Origin of the sequence: Oryzihumus leptocrescens, assembly GCF_006716205.1 — a bacterium.
GTDB classification, from domain to species: Bacteria; Actinomycetota; Actinomycetes; order Actinomycetales; family Dermatophilaceae; genus Oryzihumus; species Oryzihumus leptocrescens.
On record NZ_VFOQ01000001.1, the window covers coordinates 3,238,078 to 3,262,100 of the forward strand.

17 protein-coding genes and 3 rRNA genes are annotated in these 24,023 nt (G+C 69.5%); 3 read left to right on the top strand and 17 right to left on the bottom strand.

Annotated features, from left to right (window positions below; translation table 11 throughout):
- Positions 1 to 68: 68 nt before the first annotated feature.
- Genes FB474_RS15290 through FB474_RS15335 form a run of 10 tightly spaced genes read right to left on the bottom strand, consistent with a single transcriptional unit; the run spans position 69 to position 8,818 of the window.
- A complete protein-coding gene (locus FB474_RS15290) occupies positions 69 to 1,541 on the bottom strand; it encodes a proton-conducting transporter transmembrane domain-containing protein (RefSeq protein ID WP_141789424.1) in 1,473 nt (490 codons plus the stop codon).
- Positions 1,538 to 3,031, bottom strand: a complete 1,494-nt coding sequence (locus FB474_RS15295; RefSeq protein WP_141789425.1) for a complex I subunit 4 family protein — start codon at positions 3,029 to 3,031, stop codon at positions 1,538 to 1,540. Before FB474_RS15295 ends, FB474_RS15290 begins: the two co-directional genes overlap by 4 nt.
- Complete coding sequence (locus FB474_RS15300; protein ID WP_141789426.1) at positions 3,025 to 4,902, bottom strand: NADH-quinone oxidoreductase subunit 5 family protein; 1,878 nt, start codon at positions 4,900 to 4,902, stop codon at positions 3,025 to 3,027. The genes FB474_RS15295 and FB474_RS15300 overlap by 7 nt, the downstream gene beginning before the upstream one ends.
- Positions 4,899 to 5,198 (bottom strand): NADH-quinone oxidoreductase subunit NuoK, encoded by a 300-nt coding sequence (gene nuoK / locus FB474_RS15305; RefSeq protein ID WP_141789427.1) that lies wholly within the window; start codon positions 5,196 to 5,198, stop codon positions 4,899 to 4,901. The genes FB474_RS15300 and nuoK overlap by 4 nt, the downstream gene beginning before the upstream one ends.
- The gene (locus tag FB474_RS15310; protein ID WP_141789428.1) at positions 5,195 to 5,752 is read right to left on the bottom strand and encodes an NADH-quinone oxidoreductase subunit J family protein; all 558 of its coding nucleotides are present in this window, start codon (positions 5,750 to 5,752) and stop codon (positions 5,195 to 5,197) included. The genes nuoK and FB474_RS15310 overlap by 4 nt, the downstream gene beginning before the upstream one ends.
- A complete protein-coding gene (locus FB474_RS15315) occupies positions 5,749 to 6,363 on the bottom strand; it encodes a NuoI/complex I 23 kDa subunit family protein (protein WP_141789429.1) in 615 nt (204 codons plus the stop codon). The genes FB474_RS15310 and FB474_RS15315 overlap by 4 nt, the downstream gene beginning before the upstream one ends.
- Entirely contained in the window at positions 6,363 to 7,322 is a 960-nt protein-coding gene (gene nuoH, locus FB474_RS15320; RefSeq protein WP_141789430.1) for an NADH-quinone oxidoreductase subunit NuoH, read from the bottom strand. Before nuoH ends, FB474_RS15315 begins: the two co-directional genes overlap by 1 nt.
- On the bottom strand, positions 7,319 to 7,846 hold the full coding sequence (locus FB474_RS15325) for an NADH-quinone oxidoreductase subunit C (protein WP_141789431.1): 528 nt from the start codon (positions 7,844 to 7,846) through the stop codon (positions 7,319 to 7,321). Before FB474_RS15325 ends, nuoH begins: the two co-directional genes overlap by 4 nt.
- Positions 7,843 to 8,436 (bottom strand): NADH-quinone oxidoreductase subunit B, encoded by a 594-nt coding sequence (locus tag FB474_RS15330; RefSeq protein ID WP_141790034.1) that lies wholly within the window; start codon positions 8,434 to 8,436, stop codon positions 7,843 to 7,845. Before FB474_RS15330 ends, FB474_RS15325 begins: the two co-directional genes overlap by 4 nt.
- Positions 8,437 to 8,458: 22 nt before the next feature.
- A complete protein-coding gene (locus FB474_RS15335; RefSeq protein WP_221632553.1) occupies positions 8,459 to 8,818 on the bottom strand; it encodes an NADH-quinone oxidoreductase subunit A in 360 nt (119 codons plus the stop codon).
- Positions 8,819 to 9,026: 208 nt separating this feature from the next.
- Between FB474_RS15335 and FB474_RS15340 the strand changes: the two genes are divergently transcribed.
- From FB474_RS15340 to rarD, 3 genes are read left to right on the top strand one after another with little or no spacing between them, the layout of a single operon-like run.
- A complete protein-coding gene (locus FB474_RS15340) occupies positions 9,027 to 10,910 on the top strand; it encodes a 2-oxoacid:acceptor oxidoreductase subunit alpha (protein WP_141789433.1) in 1,884 nt (627 codons plus the stop codon).
- Positions 10,907 to 11,989: a 2-oxoacid:ferredoxin oxidoreductase subunit beta gene (locus tag FB474_RS15345; protein WP_141789434.1), complete on the top strand. Its 1,083-nt coding sequence runs from the start codon at positions 10,907 to 10,909 to the stop codon at positions 11,987 to 11,989. Before FB474_RS15340 ends, FB474_RS15345 begins: the two co-directional genes overlap by 4 nt.
- Positions 11,986 to 12,930, top strand: a complete 945-nt coding sequence (rarD, locus tag FB474_RS15350) for an EamA family transporter RarD (RefSeq protein WP_141789435.1) — start codon at positions 11,986 to 11,988, stop codon at positions 12,928 to 12,930. Before FB474_RS15345 ends, rarD begins: the two co-directional genes overlap by 4 nt.
- A 4-nt stretch (positions 12,931 to 12,934) precedes the next feature.
- Here the strand turns inward: rarD and FB474_RS15355 are convergent, their stop codons facing one another.
- The 7 genes from FB474_RS15355 to nuoN form a co-directional block, all read right to left on the bottom strand.
- Entirely contained in the window at positions 12,935 to 14,236 is a 1,302-nt protein-coding gene (locus FB474_RS15355; RefSeq protein WP_141789436.1) for a D-arabinono-1,4-lactone oxidase, read from the bottom strand.
- On the bottom strand, positions 14,233 to 15,411 hold the full coding sequence (locus tag FB474_RS15360; RefSeq protein ID WP_141789437.1) for an amino acid deaminase/aldolase: 1,179 nt from the start codon (positions 15,409 to 15,411) through the stop codon (positions 14,233 to 14,235). Before FB474_RS15360 ends, FB474_RS15355 begins: the two co-directional genes overlap by 4 nt.
- 158 nt (positions 15,412 to 15,569) lie before the next feature.
- A 5S ribosomal RNA gene (gene rrf / locus FB474_RS15365) occupies positions 15,570 to 15,686 on the bottom strand.
- 107 nt (positions 15,687 to 15,793) lie between these two features.
- Positions 15,794 to 18,901 (bottom strand): 23S ribosomal RNA (locus tag FB474_RS15370).
- A gap of 419 nt (positions 18,902 to 19,320) precedes the next feature.
- Positions 19,321 to 20,846 (bottom strand): 16S ribosomal RNA (locus FB474_RS15375).
- The 16S, 23S and 5S rRNA genes sit together here, the layout of an rRNA operon.
- 617 nt (positions 20,847 to 21,463) lie before the next feature.
- Positions 21,464 to 22,465, bottom strand: coding sequence for a polyprenyl synthetase family protein (locus tag FB474_RS15380; protein WP_141789438.1), 1,002 nt, complete (start codon positions 22,463 to 22,465; stop codon positions 21,464 to 21,466).
- Positions 22,462 to 24,015, bottom strand: coding sequence for an NADH-quinone oxidoreductase subunit NuoN (gene nuoN / locus FB474_RS15385; RefSeq protein WP_141789439.1), 1,554 nt, complete (start codon positions 24,013 to 24,015; stop codon positions 22,462 to 22,464). Before nuoN ends, FB474_RS15380 begins: the two co-directional genes overlap by 4 nt.
- Positions 24,016 to 24,023 lie beyond the last annotated feature (8 nt).

A 24,023-nucleotide genomic window follows, 5' to 3' on the forward strand; every position in this document is an offset into this window, starting at 1 on the left:
CGTCGATGGGCACGCGCGCGTTCCGTCCAGCCGGTGCCCAGCCGCCGTCCAGACTCGGCCCGGTCCGGTCAGCCGCCGACGAGGTGGAGTAGCAGCTGCGGCGCGACGCTGGTGACCACGAGGGCGAGCGCGCCGAGCCCGACCGCGAGCAGCACGGCCGGGTGGGCCCGCCGGGCGGTCGGCACGACAGCCCCCTCGGGACGCTCGAACAGCACCCGCAGCCAGCGCAGGTAGACCGCGACGCCGAGCACCGCGTTGGCCGCCGCCACCAGGGCCAGCAGCCACAGCTGCCCGCCGACCACCGGCCGCAGCGCGACCACCTTGGCGACGAGGCCGAGAACACCCGGCGGCAGTCCCGCCAGGGACAGCAGGCCCAGCCCCAGCGCGACGGCCAGTCCGGGCCGGTCGCGCAGCAGCCCCCGGTATGCCGTGAGCGTGCGCGCCGCGCTCAGCCCCCGCAGCTGGGCGACGGCCGCCACCACCGCGAACACCGTGAGCGTGGCGACCACGTAGGCCAGCAGGTAGGCGGTGGAGGCCTCGACGGCCCCGGCGGAGACCGTGGCCAGGGGCAGGACCACCCAGCCCGCCTGGGAGACGGTGGACCAGGCGAGCAGGCGCAGCACGGTGTCCTGGCGCAGGGCCATGACGTTGCCCAGGGTCATGCTCAGCGCCGCCACCACCGCGACCGCGGTCAGCACGGGGGCACCGAGCGGGGTGATGGCCCGGACCACGACGAGCAGGGCCGCCAGCGCGGCAACCTTCGAGGCGCCGGCCAGGAACGCCGTGACAGGCAGGGACCCGCCGTCATAGGCCTCGGGGGTCCACGCGTGGAAGGGCACCAGCGAGAGCTTGAAGCCGATACCCGCGACGAACAGGACCACGGCGAGCACCAGGATGGCGCGCCGGGCGGGGTCGGTGTTGGCGGCGAGCGCCGCGTCGGGTGCCAGCAGGGGGCTCGCGGTCGCGGTGTACCAGCAGGCCGCGGCCAGGGCGAGCATCGCGAACGACACCAGCGAGGTGGTCAGCAACGCGACCGCGCCCGAGATCGCGGCCCGGACGCCTCGCAGGGCGACCAGGCCGATTGTGGGCAGCGTGGCCAGCTCGACGGCCACGAGCCAGGAGCCGAGGTCACGGGCCGCGGCCACCGCGGTGGCGCCGGTGGTGGCCGCCAGGACGAGGCTGACGGTCACCGCGGTGCGGCCCCTGGGTGCGTCGCGCTCCCCCGGCCAGGCCAGGAGCACCGTGACGACCGCGCCGAGCAGGGCGGCCAGCTGCAGCGCGGAGGCCGCCGGGCCTGCGGTGTAGAGGCACACGTCCGGGTGTCCGGGCAGGCACAGCGTCCTGCGGACGTCCCCGGCGGCGGCACCCAGTCCGCCGAAGGTGCCGGCGGCACCGAGCGCGAGCGCGACAACGGCGATTACGAGGTGGGTGCGGCGCAGTCGCGGCACCGCGGCGTCGGCGACCAGGACCGCCGCTGCCGCCGCTGCAGGGGCCAGGACCGGGGCGAGGGTCAGCAGGTCGACGGAGACGACGGCGCTCATCGGACCGCCTCCACAGCGATCCGGGCCACGTCCGGCGCGGTGCTGCGCAGCACCGTCCCGGGCAGGACACCGAGCCCGACGACGGCGACGACCAGCACCGCCACGACGGCCAGCTCCGTGCCGCGCGCATCGACCAGCGCCGGGGCGTCCCGGTCGCCGGCCCAGACGGTGCGCAGCACGCGCAGCGAGTAGCCGGCAGCCAGAGCGGTGCCGACCACGGCCACCGCCGCGAGCACGCGGAAGAACGTGACCGGGGAGCCCACGGCCGGTGACCACGCGGCATACAGGGCCAGGAACTCACCCCAGAAGCCGACGAGGCCGGGCAGGCCGAGGGAGGCGGCGAAGCCGACGACGAGGGCGAAGCCGAGCCGCGGGGAGACCTCCCGCAGCGCGGCGCGGGCCACCCGCAGGTCGGCCGAGCCCCAGCGGGACTTCAGGCCGCCGACCAGGAAGAACAGCAGCGCCGAGACCACGCCGTGGGCGACGTTGGCGAACAGCGCCGCCTGCAGCCCGGTCGCGGTGCCGCTGGCCAGGCCGAGCGCGACGAAACCCATGTGCGCCACCGAGGAGTAGGCGATGAGCCGCTTGAGGTCGTTCTCGACCAGGCAGGCCAGGCCTCCCCAGAGGATGCCGACCACGCCGGCGGCGCCGAGCACCGGCGCGACCGCGGCGAACCCCTGCGGGACCGTGGCGACGGCGAGCCGGACGATGCCGTAGGTGCCCATCTTGAGCAGCACCGCGGCCAGCAGCACCGAGCCGGCGGTGGGCGCGATGGTGTGGGCCGGCGGCAGCCAGGTGTGCACGGGGAACAGCGGGACCTTGATGCCGAGCCCGAGGACGAGCAGCACCGCGATGGCCGTCTGGGTGCCACGGTCGATGCCTGCACCGCGGCCGGCGGCGAGCGCCGTCAGGTCGCCGGTGCCGGCGGCGTGCACGAGCGCCAGGATGCCGATGAGCATCAGCGTCGAGCCGAGCGCGGTGTAGAGGACGAACCGGCCGGAGGCGTCGGCCCGGGCCGCGGGGTCGTGCCGGTCGCCGTAGCGGCTGATGAGCACCCACATGGGCACCAGCACGGTCTCGAACGCGACGAAGAACAGGACGGCGTCGCGGACCAGGAACGTGGCCAGCGCGCCGAGCTCGACGATGAGCAGGCAGCCGTAGAACGTCGTCACCGAGCCCCCCTCGGGCGGCTGGCTGCGCGCGTGCAGCACGACGGCCACGCCGAGGGCGGCGGTGAGCAGGAGCAGGGGCGCGCTGATCCCGTCGACGCCGAGGTGCAGGCGCACCCCGAGCGAGGGCACCCAGGGCCGGTCCAGGCCGGGGCGCGCGACGACGGCGATGACGACCAGCAGGAAGGTGAGCACCGACGCCCCGAGGGCGAAGGCGTTGGCGCGCAACGGGTCCACGGCGCGGACAGCCCGGCCGGCCAGGACCAGCCCGGTCCCGGCGACGGCCGGGACCACCAGCGCGGCGAGCAGTACGGCTACCACAGGCTCACCCCCGCGACGGCGACCGCGAGCATGCCCAGCAGGACCCAGACCAGGTATGCCGAGGGCTTGCGGGTGTGGGCTCGCTCGGCTCCCACCCCGGCCCAGCGGGTGGCCACCGCCGTGCCGCGGACGTAGGCGTCGATGACGTCCCGGTCGGCCCGGACCACGACGTGGGCCAGCCAGGTGACCGGAAGGGCGAGCGCGCGGACGTAGAGGGTGTCGACGCCCAGCCCGGAGTCGAGCGCGGCGGTGCGCCCCGGCCCGAGCCGCTCGGCGGCGTCGCCGCTGGTCGTGGCGGCGGCGCCGCGGCGGACCCCGAGGAAGGCGCCGGCGACCAGCAGCAGGGAGAGCACGGCGGTGAACCAGCCGATGCTGCCCACGTCACCGACGAGCGGGGTCAGCACGAGGATGCCTCCGAGGACGGTGAGCACGCCGAGCGACTGCACGCTCAGCCTGGCAGGGGTGTCGATCGGCGCGTGGCCGTGGCCGGCGGCGCCCGCCTCCGGCACGGGCGGCTGCGCCAGGTCGGCCCGCTCGTGGGTGAGCACCAGCCACGCGCGGGTGCAGTAGGCGGCGGTCAACAGCACCGTGACGAGCAGGGCCACCAGGACCAGCCAGGCGCCCAGGACCGGGCCGTGCCGGGTGCCCTCCTCGGCCGCACCGATGACCAGCTCCTTGGACACGAACCCGGCCAGCGGCGGGACGCCGGCCAGGGCGAGCAGTCCGACCCCCACCAGGGCGCGCAGCATCGGGTGCGCGCGCAGGCCGCCGGTCATCGCCACCGCGGTGGTGCCGCCGGTCAGGACGCTCAGCCAGCCGATCGCGAGGAACAGCAGCGCCTTGAACATGGCGTGCGCGAGCAGGTGGGTGACCCCGGGCCACGGGGACGCCGGGGCGACGGCCAGACCCGAGAGCATGATCGCGACCTGGCTGACGGTCGACCAGGCGAGCAGGCGTTTGAGGTCGGACTGGCCGAAGGCCAGGACGGCCGAGCCGACCATGGTCACCGCCGTGACGACGGCCAGCACGAGGCGGGCGGTGTCGGAGGCGAGGAACAGCGGGAACAACCGGGCCACGACGTAGGTGCCGGCCGCGACCATCGTCGCGGCGTGGATCAGGGCCGAGGCGGGCGTCGGGCCCTCCATGGCGTCGGGCAGCCAGTCCTGGAACGGGAACTGCGCCGACTTGCCGGCGATGCCGGACAGCAGGCAGATCAGGGCAGCGGTGAGCAGCACGCCGTGGTCGCCCTGCCAGTGGGCGATGACCCGCGGGATGGCGGTCGTGCGCGGCCCGGCGGCCAGGATCACCAGGCCCAGGACGACCGCGAGGTCGGCGGTCCGGGTGACGAGGAAGGCCTTGAACGCGGCGCGCCGGGCCGAGGCGCGACGGCTGTCGTGGCCGATGAGCAGGTAGGAGCACCAGCCCATGACCTCCCAGCCGACCAGCGTCAGGATGAGGTCGGCGGACTGCACCGCGAGCAGCATCCCGGCGAGGAAGAGCGAGACGCTCGCCGCGAAGACCGGGTAACGGTCGTCCTCGGCGAGGTACCACCGGGCGAACCCCTGGACCGCAGCGCCGACGACGGTGACCGCCAGGGCCACGACCGCCGACAGCGGGTCGGCGAGCAGGTGCAGCGGCACGGCGAGCTCGCCCAGCGGCAGCGCGCCGATCGTCCCGATCGAGGCGGTCACGCCACCGGAGTGGACGGCCACCAGCTCGAGCACCGCGAGGGCGACACCGGCAAGTGCCGCGCCGATGGCGACGAACCCGGAGGCGGCTCGGGACCGGCGCGCGAGCAGCAGCCCGGCGAGTGCCGCGAGGGCAGGCAGGAGGACGACGAGCCGTGCCGTCGTCGTGGCCAGGCCGGTCATGTCCCGGGCTCGCTGAGGTCGACGTGCCCGCGGTCGCGGAACAGCGCCAGGATGACGGCGAGCGCGACACCGACCTCGGCCGCCGCGATGGTGATGACGAACAGCGCCAGCACGTGGCCGGAGCGCAGCGTGTCGGGGAGGACCGAGCCCATGGTGACCAGCAGCAGGTTGGCCGCGTTGAGGATCAGCTCGACCCCGATGAGCACCAGGACGGCGTTGCGCCGGGCGATGACCCCGTAGGCACCGGCCCCCGCGAGGATCGCGACCAGGGTGAGCGGCAGGGCGAGGTGGATCACGGGACCTCCACCGCCTCGTCGGCCCGGCGCTCGGGTGAGGTCGCCTCGGCACCGGTCGCGGACGGCATACGGGAGACCGCGAAGGCGGCGATCAGTGCGACGAGCAGCAGCAGCGAGAGCAGCTCGAACGGCCACACCCACGTCCCGAACAGCTGCTCGGCCACGCCGTGGGTGCGGCCCTCGCGGGTGCTGACGAGCCTGCCGCCGAGCGCGGTGAGCAGCACCGCGCCGAGCAGGCCGGCGACCCCGGCACCGGCCACGGCTGCGGCGACCCGCTGCACCGGGCCGGAGGTGTGCTCGGGGCTCGGGCCGATCGGCGCGCGGGTGAGCATCAGCGCGAACAGCACGAGCACGACGACCGCACCGACGTAGACGAGCAGCTGCACCAGCGCGACCAGCTCGGCGCCGAGCACGAGGTAGCAGCCGGCGAGGGTGCCGAGCGTGACGACGAGCCAGAGTGCGGCGTGGACGAGGTGGCGGGTGGTGACGGCCAGCACGGCGCTGGCGGCGGCGATGAGGCCGATGGCGGCGAACAGCACGTCAAGGGTCGTCACGCGTCCCCCTGCGCGGCAGGCGGCTGCGGGCGCACCGTCGTGGCCGGGCGCGCCGGGCGTGCGGCACGCGGCGGCTTGTTGGCCGCGGCCACCTCGGCCGGCTCGGGCGCCCCGGGGTCGAGAGCCGGGGGCGGCGGCACGGTGGGCATCCACTGCCCGAGCCGCTCCTTCTCGTGGAGCAGGTCGCGGATGTCCAGCTCGGCGTACTCGAACTCGGGGCTCCAGTGCAGGGCGTCGAACGGGCACACCTCGATGCAGATCCCGCAGTACATGCACAGCGAGAAGTCGATGGCGAACCGGTCGAGCACGTTGCGCTGGCGCTCCCGGCCGCCGGGCGTCGGCGCCGGGATCGTCTCCTTGTGGGAGTCGATGTAGATGCACCAGTCGGGGCACTCGCGCGCGCAGAGCATGCACGAGGTGCAGTTCTCCTCCAGCAGCGCGATGACGCCACGGCTGCGCGGCGGCAGGTGCGGCTGCGCGTCGGGGTACTCCGCGGTGTGGCTCGGCCGCGCCAGGGTGCGCGCGGTGGTCGCCAGCCCCTTGATCAGTCCGGGTATGGCGCCGCGCCCCTTGGGTGCCGGGGAGCCAGGATCGGTCTGGTTGCTGGACATCAGGAGGTCACCACCACGAGGACGCCGGTCAGGGCCAGCTGGGCGATCGCTACCGGCACGAGGACGAGCCAGGCCAGGCGCTGCAGCTGGTCCTCGCGCAGCCGCGGCCACGCCACGCGGAACCAGATCACGACGACGGCGACGGCGGCGGCCTTGAGCAGGGTCCACACCCAGCCGATGGTGTCGGCGAACGGCCCGTGCCAGCCGCCGAGGAACAGCACCGCGAACAGCAGCGACATCACCACGATGCCGGCGTACTCCGAGAGCAGGAAGAACGCGAAGCGCAGCCCGGTGTACTCGGTGTAGGGGCCGAAGACGATCTCGGAGTCGGCGACCGGCATGTCGAAGGGCGGGCGCTGCAGCTCGGCGACCGCGGCCAGCAGGAAGCAGAACGCCCCGGGGGCCTGCCACAGCAGCCAGAGCGGGTGCCAGGCGTGGACGATGCCCGGCAGCGAGACCGTACCGGCGGCGAGCGCGACCGACGCCGTGGCCAGCACGATCGGCAGCTCGTAGCTGAGCAGCTGGGCCGCGGCGCGCATCCCGCCGAGCAGGGCGTACTTGTTGGCGCTGGACCACCCGGCCATCAGCGTGCCGAGGATGCCGACGGCCGAGGCGGCCAGGACGAACAGCACGCTGGCGTCGACGTCGGCGGCCACGACGGTCGGCGACAGCGGGATGACCGCGAGCGCCACGAGGTAGGGCACCAGCGAGACGGCGGGCGCGAGCTTGAACACCGGGCGGTCGGCGTCGCGCGGGGTGATGTCCTCCTTCTGGACGAACTTCACCCCGTCGGCGACGAGCTGCGCCCAGCCGTGGAACCCGCCGGCGTACATCGGCCCGAGACGGCCCTGCATGTGCGCCATGACCTTGTGCTCGGTCTGGCCGACCAGCAGCGGCAGCACGAGGAAGGCGGCGAGCACGCTGACCGTGCGCAGCACCAGCTCGAGCGCATGGCTCACCGCGGCCCCCAGGTGCTGTCGGGGACGCCCGGCGGCAGCAGCTTGCGGCGGCTCGGCGAGGACCCGGCCTCGGACTCCCCCGGCTCCTTGGCGCCCGGCCACGCCTTGCTGGCCCGGGCTGCGAGGACGAAGGACTTGCGCAGCGGGGTGCCCTCGAAACCGTCGGGCAGCAGCAGCGGTCGCAGCCCCTGGCCGGTGCCGTCGTCGAAGCCGTCGAAGTCGACGCCGAACATCTCGTGCGTCTCGCGCTCGTGCCAGGCGGCGCCGCGCCAGACGCCGGTGGCGCTGGCGACCGGGGCGTCCAGCGGCACCCGGGTGCGCAGCAGCAGCCGGTCGAGCGCACCCGGCCCCCGATGGCGCATGACATGGCAGACGAGGTCGAAGCCGGGGGCCTCGGCGTCGTCGGTCTGGTCGACGGCGGTCAGCCAGTCGAAGAAGGCGAAGCCCTCCTCGCGGGCGGCGGTCAGCGCGGGCACCCACTCGGCGACGGGCACGTCGCGGCACGGGGTCTCCACGACGGTCATGCCTGCGCCTCGGGCGCGGCGGCCGACGGGACCGGTCCGGCGGGCTTGTGCAGCAACGGGCGCGTCACGGCACCGGCGTGCGTGCGCCGCGACCCGGCATACTTGGCGCGAATTCCCTTGGTGGACAACGTCTCGGCCGCGATCTTCTCCTGCAGGCGCATGATCCCCTGGAGCAGCGCCTCGGGGCGGGGCGGGCAGCCGGGGACGTAGACGTCGACGGGGATGACCTGGTCGACGCCCTTGGTGACGCAGTAGGAGTCCCAGTAGGGCCCGCCGCTGTTGGAGCAGGCGCCGAAGGAGATGACGTACTTCGGCTCGGGCATCTGGTCGTAGAGCCGGCGGACCGCCGGGGCCATCTTGTCGGTGACCGTGCCCGAGACGACCATGAGGTCGGCCTGGCGCGGCCCGGGGGCGAACGGGATCACGCCGAGGCGGATGAAGTCGTGGCGGGCCATCGACGCGGCGATGAACTCGATCGCGCAGCAGGCCAGTCCGAAGTTGAACACCCACAGGCTGTAGCGCCGGCCCCAGTTGAGGACCACCTTGATCGGCGTCGGGGCGTGCTCGGTGCCCGGGCCGACCCGGGGCATGGGCAGCGACGTGGTCACCGGCTCACCACCACCGCAGCAGGCCGCGGCGGGCGGCGTGCGCCAGGCCGATAAGCAGGACGGCGACGAAGATGCCCATCTCCACCAGGCTCGCGGCGCCGAGGTCGGCCTGCCGGATCACGGTGGCCCAGGGGAAGAGGTAGACCGCGTCGACGGCGAAGATGACGTAGAGGAAGGCGTAGACGAAGTAACGCACGTTGGTCTGCGCCCACCCCTCCCCGACCGGGTCGACACCGCACTCGTAGGTGCTCAGCTTGGCCGGGGTCGCGGCCCGCGGGGCGAGCAGCCGGCGCGCCCCCATGGCGGCGACGAACAGCAGCACACCGACGACCACGACGGCGGCGACGACGGCATAGGGCGACACGCCAGCCAGCCTAGTGCGCCTGCGGTATGCCGTCCGGTCCGGACCGCGGGACGGGTCGTCCGTTCGGCTGGTCGGGACCGGGACGAACGTCCCAAACGCCGGACTCGCGCCGTCCACCATCTGGGCGCGACTTACGATGGAGGTGGCGTCCTGACGCCACCTGACGACGTCGGGGGATGCAACGAGAGCTTGGTTGGAGAAAGCGGTCATGAGTAGCAAGCCAGTCCAGCGGCTCGAGCGTGTCGTCATCCGGTTCGCCGGCGACTCCGGCGACGGCATGCAGCTCACCGGTGACCGGTTCACGTCCGAGACGGCCATCCTGGGCAACGACCTGTCGACGCTGCCCAACTTCCCGGCCGAGATCCGCGCACCCCAGGGCACGCTGCCCGGCGTCTCCAGCTTCCAGCTGCACTTCGCCGACCACGACGTGCTCACCCCGGGCGACGCCCCGGACGTGCTCGTCGCGATGAACCCGGCGGCGCTCAAGGCCAACCTGCGCGACGTCCCGCGCGGGGCGACGATCATCGTCAACACCGACGAGTTCACCAAGCGCAACCTGGCCAAGGTGGGCTACGCCGAGAGCCCGGTCGAGGACGGCTCCCTGGACAGCTACCACGTGCACCCGGTGGCCCTGACCTCGATCACGGTGGAGGCCCTGGCCGGCTTCGACCTGTCCCGCAAGGACAAGGAGCGCGCCAAGAACATGTTCGCGCTCGGGCTGCTGTCGTGGCTCTACACGCGGCCGACCGAGGGCACCGAGCGGTTCCTCAAGGCCAAGTTCGGCCCCAAGCCGGAGATCCTCGAGGCCAACCTGGCGGCGCTGCGCGCGGGCTACCACTACGGGGAGACCACCGAGGACTTCGCGGTCTCCTACGAGATCGCCCCGGCGACGATGCCGGCCGGCACCTACCGCAACATCACCGGCAACACCGCCCTGGCCTACGGCCTGGTCGCCGCAGCCCACCGTGCCGGCCTGCCGATGGTGCTCGGCGCCTACCCGATCACGCCGGCCTCGGACATCCTGCACACGCTGTCGAGCCTCAAGCGCTACGGCGTGACGACGATGCAGGCCGAGGACGAGATCGCCGGCATCGGCGCGGCGTTGGGCGCCTCGTTCGCCGGGTCGCTGGGCGTGACCACGACCTCCGGCCCGGGCATCGCGCTCAAGGCCGAGACGATCGGCCTGGCCGTGTCGCTGGAGCTGCCGCTGGTCATCGTCGACGTGCAGCGCGGCGGGCCGTCGACCGGCCTGCCGACCAAGACCGAGCAGGCCGACCTGCTGCAGGCGATGTTCGGCCGCAACGGCGAGGCACCGGTGCCGGTGATCGCGCCGCAGTCCCCCGGCGACTGCTTCGACGCCGCGATGGAGGCCGTGCGGATCGCCACGACCTACCGCACCCCGGTGTTCCTGCTCTCCGACGGCTACCTCGCCAACGGCTCCGAGCCGTGGCGCATCCCGGAGGTCGGCGCCCTGCCCGACCTGACCGTGGAGTTCGCCACCGAGCCCAACGCCGTGGACGCCCAGGGCAACCCGAAGTTCCACCCCTACCAGCGCGACCCCGAGACCCTGGCCCGCCCCTGGGCCGTCCCGGGCACCGCCGGCCTCGAGCACCGCATCGGCGGCATCGAGAAGAAGGACGTCACCGGCGAGATCTCCTACGACCCCGACAACCACGACCACATGGTCCGGCTGCGCCAGGCCAAGGTCGACGGTGTCGCCACGAGCATCCCGCCGCTGCAGGTCGACGACCCCACCGGCGACGCCGACGTGCTGGTCCTGGGCTGGGGCTCGACCTACGGCCCGATCGCCGCCGCGACTCGGCTCGTGCGCAACACCGGCGCCACGGTCGCCCGGGCGCACCTGCGCCACGTCAACCCGTTCCCGTCCAACACCGGCGAGGTGCTGCGCTCCTACAAGCGGGTGATCGTGCCGGAGATGAACCTCGGCCAGCTCGCGCTGCTGCTGCGCGCCAAGTACCTCGTCGACGTGCAGTCCCACACCCAGGTGCGCGGGTTGCCTTTCACCGCAACGGATCTGGCCGACGTGCTGCACAAGGCCGTCAGCGAGATCGAGGAGGGATCCGACCGATGACCGCCATCGACCTCGGTATGCCGGGTACGGGCACCCACGGGGTGCCGCACCTCCCGGAGGATGCTGCCGCCCAGACCAAGAAGGAGTTCACCTCCGACCAGGAGGTCCGCTGGTGCCCCGGCTGCGGGGACTACGCGATCCTCGCGGCGGTGCAGGGCTTCCTGCCCGAGCTGGGCCTGAAGCGGGAGAACATCGTCTTCGTCTCCGGCATCGGCTGCTCCTCGCGCTTCCCCTACTACCTCGACACGTTCGGGATGCACTCCATCCACGGCCGCGCCCCGGCGATCGCGACCGGCCTGGCGACCGCGCGCGGCGACCTGTCGGTGTGGGTGGTCACCGGTGACGGCGATGCGCTCTCCATCGGCGGCAACCACCTGATCCACGCGCTGCGCCGCAACGTCAACCTCAAGATCCTGCTGTTCAACAACCGGATCTACGGCCTGACCAAGGGCCAGTACTCCCCGACCTCCGAGGTCGGCAAGGTCACCAAGTCCACGCCCGTCGGCTCCGTGGACAACCCGTTCAACCCGGTCTCGCTGGCGCTGGGCGCCGAGGCAACGTTCGTGGCCCGCACCATGGACTCCGACCGCAAGCACCTGACCGAGACGCTGCGCGCGGCGGCCGAGCACCGCGGGTCGGCGCTGGTCGAGATCTACCAGAACTGCCCGATCTTCAACGACGGTGCGTTCGACGTGCTCAAGGACCGCACTTCGGCCGAGGCGCGCATCGTCCACCTCGTCGACGGCGAGCCGGTGCGCTCCGGCCCCGACCACGTCGTGGTCCGGGGCGACGCGGGCGAGCTCAAGGTCGTGCCCGCGGTCGACGCCGACCCGACCCGGGTGGTCACCCACCGGGCCGGCGCCGACGACCCGTCCGCGGCGTTCGCCATCTCCCGGCTCGACGACCCCGAGATGGTGCACGTGCCCATGGGCATCTTCCGCAGCGTCGAGCGTCCGACCTATGACGACCTCGTCCGCGCCCAGGTCGAGGGCGCGGTCGCCTCCGCCGGAGGCCCGGCCACCGACGCCGACCTCGGCGCCCTCCTGCACGGCAAGGACACCTGGACCGTGGGCGCGTGAGCGCCCCGGTCACCACGGCTGACCGCGAGACCCGGCGGGGCACGGCATACGGCATCGGTGCCTACTCCCTGTGGGGGCTGTTCCCGCTCTACTTCCACGCCCTGGCACCCGCGGGGGCCTGGGAGATCCTGGCCCACCGCATCGTGTGGACCCTGCTGTTCTGCCTGGTGCTGCTCGGGATCCGGCGCGACGTCGCCTGGATCCGTCCGACGCTGGGCCGGCCCCGCACCGTGGGCCCGCTCGCGGTGGCAGGGCTGCTCATCGCCACGAACTGGGTCATCTACGTCGCGGCGGTCGTCTCGCACCACGTCACCGAGGCCTCGCTGGGCTACTTCATCAACCCGATCGTCACCGTGGCGCTCGGCGTCGTCGTGCTGCGGGAGCGGTTGCGCCCGCTGCAGTGGGGCGCGGTGGCCGTCGGGCTGGCCGGGGGCGTCTACCTGACCGTCGACTCCGGCCGGCCGCCGTGGATCGCTCTGAGCCTGGCGTTCACGTTCGCGTTGTACGGGCTGATGAAGAAGCGGATCGGGGCCAACCTCGGCGCGCTGCACAGCCTGACCTCCGAGACGGTCCTGCTCGCCCCGATCGCCATCGGCGTCCTGGTGTGGCTCGCGGTCTCGGGGCGCACGACGTTCGCGGTGGACGCGCCGCTGCACCCGACCCTGCTCGCGGTGTCCGGCGTGGTGACCGCGGTGCCGCTGCTGCTCTTCGCCGCGGCCGCCCGGAGGGTGCCCCTGGTGACGGTCGGGCTGCTGCAGTTCATCACGCCGGTGCTGCAGCTGCTGTGTGGCGTGCTGCTGCTGGGCGAGTCGATGAGCACGAGCCGGTGGATCGGGTTCGCCATCGTGTGGCTGGCCCTGGCGCTGCTGACCCTCGACTCGGTGCGCACCGCCCGCGGCCGGGCACGGCTGGCCCGTGCCGCCGAGTCCGCGACCGTCTGAGCGCTCAGCTGCCGAGGACGCGCTCGAGGTAGGCGTTGCCGAACGTCCGGCCCGGGTCGACCTCGTGGCGCACTGCCACGAACTCGTCGAAGCGCGGGTAGAGCTCGCGCAGCCGCTCGGCGCCCAGGCTGTGCAGCTTGCCCCAGTGCGGGCGGCCGGCGTGGGCGGCGACGATCGCCTCGAACGCGGCGAAGAAGGGCTCGTGCGGGAGCCGGTGGTACTGGTGCACCGCGACGTAGGCGTTGTCCCGCTCGTAGCCGGTGGACAGCCAGACGTCGTCAGAGGCCGCGAAGCGCACCTCCACGGGGAACGGCAGCGGCTCGTCGTGCAGCTCGGTCCAGTCGCGCAGCGCGGCCAGGACCGGGCGCAGCGCCTCGCGCGGCACGGCGTACTCGCACTCGCGGAAGACCACGCGCCGCGGCGTGACGAACACCTTGTATGCCGTGTCCGTGAACTCCCGCGCCGACAGGGCGCGGGAGGCGATGGCGTTGAGCCGGGGCACCAGCGAGGGCCGTGCCGTGGCGATCCGGTTGGTCCACTCGAACACCGTGTTGGCCAGCAGCTCGTCGTCGAGCCGCGCCCGCCAGCCGGGCAACGGGCGCAGCGGGGTGCCCTCCGGGACGCGGTTGTTGCGCTTGGCCAGCACCCGGTCGGTGCGCGGGAACCAGAAGAACTCGAAGTGGTCGTTGCTCTCGGCCTCGTGGTCCAGCGCCTCGAGCACCTGGTCGAGGGGCTCCGGGCGCTCCTGGGCGTGCAGGACGAAGGACGGCACGCACTGCAGGGTCAGCTCCGTGACGACCCCGAGCGCCCCGAGCCCGACGCGGGCGGCCTCGAACAGGCGGGGGCGCTCCGTGGCCGAGCAGTCGGCCACGATGCCGTCGGCCAGGACGATCCGCAGCGCGAGCACCTGGGTGGCCAGCCCGCCCAGCCGTGCGCCCGTGCCGTGGGTGCCCGTGGCGATGGCGCCGGTGATGCTCTGCTGGTCGATGTCGCCGAGGTTGGGCAGCGCCAGGCCGTGCCGCAGCAGCGCCGGGTTGAGGTCGTGCAGGCGCGTGCCGCCGCGCACGGTCACCACGCCGCTGCCCTGGTCCACCGCGACGAGACCGGTCAGGCCGGTGAGGTCCAGGTGGACGCCGTCGGTGACGGCGGCACCCGTGAAGGAGTGCCCGGCCCCCAGCGGCTTGACCCTCAGGCCGTCCGCCACCCCGGCGCGCACGGCAGCCACGACGTCGTCGGTGCTGCGAGCCACCACCGTCCGTCGCGGCTGCGCCCGCTCGGTCCCGGCCCAGTTGGTCCACGCAGTCATCCGAACGCCTGCCCCTCTCCCCTGTAGGTCGGCACGCTCGCCACGACGCGGTCGTCCTCGACCAGGTGCAGCTCGCCGACGTGCTCACACAGCTCCCCCGCCTTGGCGTACCGCCACCAGACCCGGTCGCCGATATGCAGGTCGCCTGCCGTCGGACCGGTCAGCGGGGTCTGCACCTCCCCTGCTCCTTCGGTGCGGGTGAGCCGCAACCCGCGCGGTCGCCACGGTTTCGGCAGCCGGGACCGCCCGGCGGGGCCCGAGGCCGGCCAGCCACCCCCGAACGTGGTCGCGATCCCGGGAGCCGGCCGGCGGACGACGGGCGTGGTGAAGAAGGCCGCCGGCCGCGGCCGGAAGGCGTCGTAGCCGTCGAACAGGGTCGGCCCGAACAGCCCCGACCCGGCCGAGAGCTCGGTGAGGCTCGGGTCGCGCGCCCCCAGGTGCAGGCTGCCGGTGCCACCGCCGTTGACCAGCTCGAGCTCTGCCAGCGGGCGCACCGCCCCGACGACCTCGGCGCGACGGTCCAGCAGCTCGCGGGTGGAGCGGCGCTTGACCCAGCGCACCGGCGCCGAGCTGTCGGGCAGGCCTGCGACCTGGGCCTCGTAGAACATCAGCCCCACCAGGCGCAGCGACCGTTGGCCCGCCACCTGCTCGGCCAGCCGTCGCACCTGCGTCGGAGTCCGCAGCGGTGACCTGCGCACGCCGAGGTGCAGCGGGCCCAGCCGGAGCGAGGCGTCCACGTCCAGGCAGACCCTCACAGGCGCGTCGGCCTGCTCGCGAGGAGGGCGCACGGTGAGCAGCTCGAGGTGGGCGGCGTCGTCGACCATGACGGTCACCCCGTCGAGCGCGACCGGGTCGGAACGCAGGCTGCGGATGGCCTCGCGGTCGACACTGGGATAGGCCACGAGGATGTCGCCCACCCCCTGGCCGGCGAGCCACAGGGCCTCGCGCAGGGAGTAGGCCATGACACCCCGGAACCCGGGTGTCGCCAGGGCCATGTCGACCAGCTGTCGGCAGCGCACCGATTTGGTGGCCACCCGCACCGGCTTGCCGGCCGCCCGGCGCACCAGGTCGGCTGCATTCGCCCGGAAGGCATCGAGGTCGACGACAGCGAACGGCGCATCCAGCGCGCTGGTCGCGCGCTCCATCTCGTCATACCGCGATGCCGGGGCGGTCATGAACCGGACCTTAACGGCGGCTTTGCGGAAGGGACAAGGGTGCGCAAAGGCGGCGCACTCAAGTCGGAAAGCGTTCAGCTGGACCACGAAAAGGTCTCGGGAACGGTGCCGGGAAATGCGGAAGGCCCCACCAGTGGTGGGGCCTTCCGTGAATGTTTGTCCGGCGGCGTCCTACTCTCCCACACCGTCACCAGTGCAGTACCATCGGCGCTGAAGGGCTTAGCTTCCGGGTTCGGAATGGGACCGGGCGTTTCCCCTTCGCTATGGCCGCCGTAACCCGTTCGAGCGGTTAACGGCAAGTCACAAACAAAGTCTTTGTTGTCTTCAGTTTGTGGTTTCCCGACCGTATCTCGGGAACCACACAGTGGACGCGTAGCATCTTTGTATCAAGTTATCGGCTTATTAGTACCGGTCAGCTCCACACATTGCTGTGCTTCCACATCCGGCCTATCAACCCAGTAGTCTAGCTGGGAGCCTCTCGGGCAAAGCCCATGGAAACCTCATCTTGAAGCGTGCTTCCCGCTTAGATGCTTTCAGCGGTTATCACTTCCGAACGTAGCTAATCAGCGGTGCCCTTGGCAGGACAACTGACACACCAGAGGTTCGTCCATCCCGGTCCTCTCGTACTAGGGACAGCTCTTCTCAAGTTTCCTACGCGCACAGCGGATAGGGACCGAACTGTCTCACGACGTTCTAAACCCAGCTCGCGTACCGCTTTAATGGGCGAACAGCCCAACCCTTGGGACCTACTCCAGCCCCAGGATGCGACGAGCCGACATCGAGGTGCCAAACCATGCCGTCGATATGGACTCTTGGGCAAGATCAGCCTGTTATCCCCGGGGTACCTTTTATCCGTTGAGCGACGGCGCTTCCACAAGCCACCGCCGGATCACTAGTCCCGACTTTCGTCCCTGCTCGACATGTCTGTCTCGCAGTCAAGCTCCCTTGTGCACTTACACTCGAAACCTGATTGCCAACCAGGCTGAGGGAACCTTTGGGCGCCTCCGTTACCTTTTAGGAGGCAACCGCCCCAGTTAAACTACCCACCAGGCACTGTCCCTGATCCGGATCACGGACCGAGGTTAGATATCCAGAACGACCAGAGTGGTATTTCAACGTTGACTCCACACACACTGGCGTGCATGCTTCACAGTCTCCCACCTATCCTACACAAGCCGTACCGAACACCAATACCAAGCTGTAGTAAAGGTCCCGGGGTCTTTCCGTCCTGCTGCGCGTAACGAGCATCTTTACTCGTAGTGCAATTTCGCCGAGTTCGTGGTTGAGACAGTGGAGAAGTCGTTACGCCATTCGTGCAGGTCGGAACTTACCCGACAAGGAATTTCGCTACCTTAGGATGGTTATAGTTACCACCGCCGTTTACTGGCGCTTAAGTTCTCAGCTTCGCCGTGAGGCTAACCGGTCCCCTTAACGTTCCAGCACCGGGCAGGCGTCAGTCCGTATACATCGTCTTGCGACTTCGCACGGACCTGTGTTTTTAGTAAACAGTCGCTTCTCCCTGGTCTCTGCGGCCGTTCACGCTCACCCAGCAAGTGGGGTCACGATCCGGGCCCCCCTTCTCCCGAAGTTACGGGGGCATTTTGCCGAGTTCCTTAACCACGATTCACTCGATCGCCTTGGTATTCTCTACCTAACCACCTGAGTCGGTTTGGGGTACGGGCGGCTCGAACCTCGCTAGAAGTTTTTCTTGGCAGCATAGGATCACCCTCTTCCCGCTAACGCGGTCACTATGGGGTCTCAGGCTACGTGAGAGGCGGATTTGCCTACCTCTCGCCCTACACCTTTAGACGTGGACAACCATCGCCACGCGGAGGCTACCTTCCTGCGTCACTCCATCGCTTACCTACTACATGCTCGGGTCACGGCCGCCACAAACCACCTAGCCCGAAGGCATCAGCAGCTTGCTTTGGGCGCTTAGCATCACATGGTTCGATATGGGCGGTTCTTCGCCGGTTCGGGAATATCAACCCGATGTCCATCGACTACGCCTGTCGGCCTCGCCTTAGGTCCCGACTTACCCAGGGCAGATTAGCTTGACCCTGGAACCCTTGGTTATTCGGCGGACGGGTTTCTCGCCCGTCATTCGCTACTCATGCCTGCATTCTCACTCGTGTAGCGTCCACGGCTGGATCACTCCGCCGCTTCACCCGCCACACGACGCTCCCCTACCCATCAACACGCTTGGACCAGACAAGTCTGGCCGGGCAAAGTGTCAATGCCACAGCTTCGGTGGTGTGCTTGAGCCCCGCTACATTGTCGGCGCGGAATCACTTGACCAGTGAGCTATTACGCACTCTTTAAAGGGTGGCTGCTTCTAAGCCAACCTCCTGGTTGTCACAGCAACTCCACATCCTTTCCCACTTAGCACACGCTTAGGGACCTTAGCTGGTGGTCTGGGCTGTTTCCCTCTCGACTACGGAGCTTATCCCCCGCAGTCTCACTGCCACGCTCTCACTTACCGGCATTCGGAGTTTGGCTGACGTCAGTAACCTGGTGAGGCCCATCAGCCATCCAGTAGCTCTACCTCCGGCAAGAAACACGTGACGCTGCACCTAAATGCATTTCGGGGAGAACCAGCTATCACGAAGTTTGATTGGCCTTTCACCCCTACCCACAGCTCATCCCCTCAGTTTTCAACCTAAGTGGGTTCGGTCCTCCACGCGGTCTTACCCGCGCTTCAACCTGGCCATGGGTAGATCACTTCGCTTCGGGTCTAGACCCCGCGACTAACAACGCCCTGTTCGGACTCGCTTTCGCTACGGCTTCCCCACACGGGTTAACCTCGCCACGGAGCACTAACTCGCAGGCTCATTCTTCAAAAGGCACGCCGTCACCCCACACGGAGGCTCCGACGGATTGTAAGCACACGGTTTCAGGATCTATTTCACTCCCCTCCCGGGGTACTTTTCACCTTTCCCTCACGGTACTTGTCCGCTATCGGTCACCAGGGAATATTTAGGCTTAGCGGGTGGTCCCGCCAGATTCACACGGGATTTCTCGGGCCCCGTGCTACTTGGGATACAACCCAGGAGTCCACACCATTTCGTCTACGGGGGTCGCACCCTCTGTGCCGGGCCATTCAAGACCCTTCGACTATGACGCAGATTTCTCACTCCTTCACAGGTCAGTAGCCCTGTGCGGGTCGTCCCACGACCCCGAACGTGCAACGCCTACCAGCTATCACACACGCCCGGTTTAGCCTCATCCGCTTTCGCTCGCCACTACTCACGGAATCGCGGTTGCTTTCTCTTCCTGTGGGTACTGAGATGTTTCACTTCCCCACGTTCCCTCCACGCACCCTATGTGTTCAGATGCGGGTGACTGGACTTGCCTCCAGCCGGGTTTCCCCATTCGGAAATCCTCGGATCACAGTCTGGTTATCGACTCCCCGAGGCTTATCGCAGATTCCTACGTCCTTCTTCGGTTCCTGGTGCCAAGGCATCCACCGTGTGCCCTTAAAAACTTGGCCACAAAGATGCTCGCGTCCACTGTGTAGTTCTCAACATACGGGCGGCACCCCACCAGCTCACCCGCCTACCACGACCCAAGGCCATGGCGGTTCGAGATGCAGTGAGGCCCAGAACCCGCCCCCACCCCAGCCAACAGCTGACGGTGAGGACCGATCCGAGAAGAACAGGCTCAACGCCCGACCCCTCAGGACCCAACAACGTGCCAGGCGCCACCCAGGCCGTGAAGCACTTTCCACTCCCCACCGCTCCCGAAGAAGAAGCTGAGGCTGTACTCGTGCGGCCACGACCGGCCGGCGCCAACTAATCGATGTTCCACCCTTGAGCAACCCCCTCGACGCGTTCGGTCGAGGCGGGCCACCTGGACACCACGATCCACCCACCACCAACCGGTGACGAGCGGGGTGCCAGTGCTCCTTAGAAAGGAGGTGATCCAGCCGCACCTTCCGGTACGGCTACCTTGTTACGACTTAGTCCCAATCGCCAGTCCCACCTTCGACAGCTCCCTCCCACAAGGGGTTGGGCCACCGGCTTCGGGTGTTACCGACTTTCGTGACTTGACGGGCGGTGTGTACAAGGCCCGGGAACGTATTCACCGCAGCGTTGCTGATCTGCGATTACTAGCGACTCCGACTTCATGGGGTCGAGTTGCAGACCCCAATCCGAACTGAGACCAGTTTTTTGGGATTCGCTCCACCTCGCGGTTTCGCAGCCCTTTGTACTGGCCATTGTAGCATGCGTGAAGCCCAAGACATAAGGGGCATGATGATTTGACGTCATCCCCACCTTCCTCCGAGTTGACCCCGGCAGTCTCCTATGAGTCCCCACCATCACGTGCTGGCAACATAGAACGAGGGTTGCGCTCGTTGCGGGACTTAACCCAACATCTCACGACACGAGCTGACGACAACCATGCACCACCTGTGTACCGACCTTGCGGGGCGCACATCTCTGCACGTTTCCGGTACATGTCAAGCCTTGGTAAGGTTCTTCGCGTTGCATCGAATTAATCCGCATGCTCCGCCGCTTGTGCGGGCCCCCGTCAATTCCTTTGAGTTTTAGCCTTGCGGCCGTACTCCCCAGGCGGGGAACTTAATGCGTTAGCTGCGGCACGGATCTCGTGGAATGAGACCCACACCTAGTTCCCAACGTTTACGGCATGGACTACCAGGGTATCTAATCCTGTTCGCTCCCCATGCTTTCGCTTCTCAGCGTCAGTTATGGCCCAGAGACCTGCCTTCGCCATCGGTGTTCCTCCTGATATCTGCGCATTTCACCGCTACACCAGGAATTCCAGTCTCCCCTACCACACTCTAGTCTGCCCGTACCCACTGCAAGTTCGGGGTTAAGCCCCGAAATTTCACAGCAGACGCGACAAACCGCCTACAAGCTCTTTACGCCCAATAATTCCGGACAACGCTCGCACCCTACGTATTACCGCGGCTGCTGGCACGTAGTTAGCCGGTGCTTCTTCTGTACCTACCGTCACTTGCGCTTCTTCGGTACTGAAAGAGGTTTACAACCCGAAGGCCTTCATCCCTCACGCGGCGTCGCTGCATCAGGCTTTCGCCCATTGTGCAATATTCCCCACTGCTGCCTCCCGTAGGAGTCTGGGCCGTGTCTCAGTCCCAGTGTGGCCGGTCGCCCTCTCAGGCCGGCTACCCGTCGTCGCCTTGGTGAGCCACTACCTCACCAACAAGCTGATAGGCCGCGAGTCCATCCCCCACCGAAAAACTTTCCACACAGTACAGATGCCTGTCTGTGTCATATCCGGTATTAGCCCCGGTTTCCCGGAGTTATCCCAGAGTGAGGGGCAGGTTACTCACGTGTTACTCACCCGTTCGCCACTGATCACCAGGAAGCAAGCTCCCCAGGTCACCGTTCGACTTGCATGTGTTAAGCACGCCGCCAGCGTTCGTCCTGAGCCAGGATCAAACTCTCCGTTGATGTTTGCCACCCAACGACCCCGAAAGGCCGCGGGAAAACAGACCCCGAAGGGTTAAAAATCCGGCTGAAACAGAACCAAGCCCGCTGGACTTGAATTCAATCAACCAAAGGAAATTCGTCCGACACCCCAAGGGACGCCGGGACGAGGTAATTGGCATCGATTTTTGGCACGCTGTTGAGTTCTCAAGGACCGGACGCGCACCATCACCAGACACCCAAGCCTGGATCCGGGGCTACCGTTCGAGTTGTGACTTGCTGACCGCCACTCGCTCGGAGTGACTTGCGCTGTCCGCGCCGGCCGCTTGTCGTGTTCCACTGTAGCAGGCTCTCGGCCCGCTCCCGACCACCCTCTCGGGCGTCAGGCATCCGCCGGAACCGGCGGGCTTGCGGTGGATCGTCATCCCCGGGACCGGCCTACTTCGCGCGGCGCTTGCGCTCCGCTGCGGTGGTGTCCGTTCCTCCCTGTCGGGCTGACGTCGAGAACTTTACGGGGCCATGTCCCGGAACTCCAAATCGGGTGAAAACCCCCAGTTCACAGGCCTGCCCGGCCCCTGGAACGCACGAACCGGGCAGCCCCGCGCGCTCGCGGGGCTGCCCGGTCCGGGGCAGGCAGAGGGTCAGCGCACGCGCTGCACGATGCTCACGGCCAGGGCACGCAGGGCGTCCTGGACGGGGCCCTGCCCGAGGGGGTCGATCAGGTCCTGGGCCTCACGGGCCATCTCCAGGGTGCGCTCCCGCGCCCGGTCCAGGGCGGGGTGCGCACGCAGCAGCTCGAGCGCCTCGGCGTGCAGCTCGTCGTCACGCAGGTCCTGCCCGAGCAGCTCGAGCAGTCGGGCGTCCCCGGGATCGGTCGAGGTGCGGGCGTAGAGGACCGGCAGCGTGGCCACGCCCTCGCGCAGGTCGGTGCCGGGGGTCTTGCCCGACTCCCCCGTCTCGGAGGTCACGTCGATGAGGTCGTCGACGAGCTGGAAGACCACGCCCAGCCGCTCGCCGTACCGGCGCATGATCTCGACCGTCTCCGGCGGGCAGCCGCTGAACATGGCGCCGTATCGCGCGGCTGTCGCGATGAGCACCCCGGTCTTGTCGGCCAGGACACCAAGGTAGTAGTCCACCGGGTCGGCCCCGTCCGGGGCCGGCCGGTCGTCCTTGATCTGCCCGGCACACAGCCGCACGAACGTGCGCGCCTGGATCTTGACCGCCTCGGGCCCGAGCTCGGCCACGATGGCCGAGGCCTTCCCGAAGAGCAGGTCGCCGACGAGGATCGCCGTGGAGTTGCCGTAGCGCGCGTTGGCGCTGACGACCCCGCGGCGCATGTCAGCCTCGTCCATGACGTCGTCGTGGTAGAGCGAGGCCAGGTGCGTCAGCTCCACCCCGGCGGCCGCCGCGACCACGTCGTCGTTGACGCCCGAACCGAGCTCGGCGGCCAGGAGGGTCAGCAGCGGCCGGAACAGCTTGCCGTGGGCGGCCGCCAGGTGACCCGAGGCCTCCGCGATGAACGGGTCCTCGTGGTCGACCTGGGCCCGCAACGTCGCGTCGACCGCGGCCAGACCGTCCTGCAGCCGGGACGCCAGCTCCGGCGACGCCGTCGGCAGACCCAGCGTCGACGACGCCGTGGTCATCGCAGGAACAGCGCCGAGCTGGACGCGAGATCCAGCACCGACGAGGGCAGGACGCCGAGGACCAGCGTCGCGACGGTGCCGAGGGCCACTGCGAGGGTGGTCACGATGGAGGGCGTGACGACCACGGTGCTGTCACCGGCCGGCTCGGAGAAGTACATGAGCACGATGAGCCGGACGTAGACGAACGCCGTGACCGCGCTGGCCAGGACACCGATGAACGCCAGGACCGTGCCGCCGTGGCCGACCGCCGCCGAGAACACCGCGAACTTGGCGGTGAAGCCCGACGTCAGCGGGATGCCCGCGAAGGCCAGCAGCAGGAACGCGAAGGTGCCCGCGACCCACTTGTTGCGCTTGGCCAGGCCGGCCCACTGCGACAGGTGCGTGGCCTCGGAGCCGCCGGAGCGGACCAGCGAGACGATGGCGAACGCCGCGATCGTGGTGAACCCGTAGGCCACCAGGTAGAACAGCGTCGAGGAGACGCCCACCCGGTCGAAGGCCAGCACACCGGTGAGGATGAACCCCGCGTGCGCGATGGAGGAGTAGGCCAGGAGGCGCTTGACGTCGGTCTGGGTGACCGACAGGACCGCGCCGACGACCATCGTCAGGATGGCGACGCCCCACAGGACCGGCTCCCAGTCCCAGCGGCTGCCGGCGACGCCGACGTAGACCACGCGCAGGATCGCGCCGAAGGCGGCGACCTTGGTGCAGGCGGCCATGAAGCCGGTCACCGGGGTGGGGGCGCCCTGGTAGACGTCCGGGGTCCACATGTGGAACGGCACGGCACCGATCTTGAACAGCAGGCCCACGGCGACCAGCAGGACGCCCGGGACGAGCAGGCCGTCCATGCCGCTGTTGCTGCTGATGGCCCGGGCGATGACGCTCAGGTCCATCGAGCCGGAGAAGCCGAACAGCAGCGCGGAGCCGAAGAGGAAGAACCCGGAGGAGAACGCGCCGAGCAGGAAGTACTTCAGCGAGGCCTCCTGCGACAGCAGGCGGCGACGCCGGGCCAGGCCGCACAGGATGTACAGCGGCAGCGAGAGCACCTCGAGCGCGACGAACATCGTCAGCAGGTCCCCCGCCGCGGGGAACAGCAGCATGCCGCCCACGGCGAACAGGGTCAGCGGGAACACCTCGGTGCCGGTGGCGCCGGCGCGCAGCGCCGCCGCTTCGTACGGCGAGCCCGGGACCGCGGCACCCATCGGGGTGAACGCGTCGGCGCCGGTGCCGTCGAAGCGCTCGGCCATCGTCAGGACGCCCAGCACCGAGAGGACCAGCAGGGTCCCCTGCAGGAACAGGGCCGGACCGTCGACGACGACGGCGCCCTCGAGCGTGCTGCCGGTGTTGTCGCGCGCGGCGACGACCAGCGCCACCAGCGCGCCGACCAGGCCGGCGAGCGACAGGGTGACCTGCACGGCATACCGACGGGACCGGGGAGCGAATGCCTCGACGAGGACGCCCACGAGGGCGACGCCGAAGACGACCAGCATCGGCGACACCGCCGCGTAGTTGACCTTCGCGGCGACGAAGTCGGCCGTCGCGAGGGACGGCATGGCGGCGA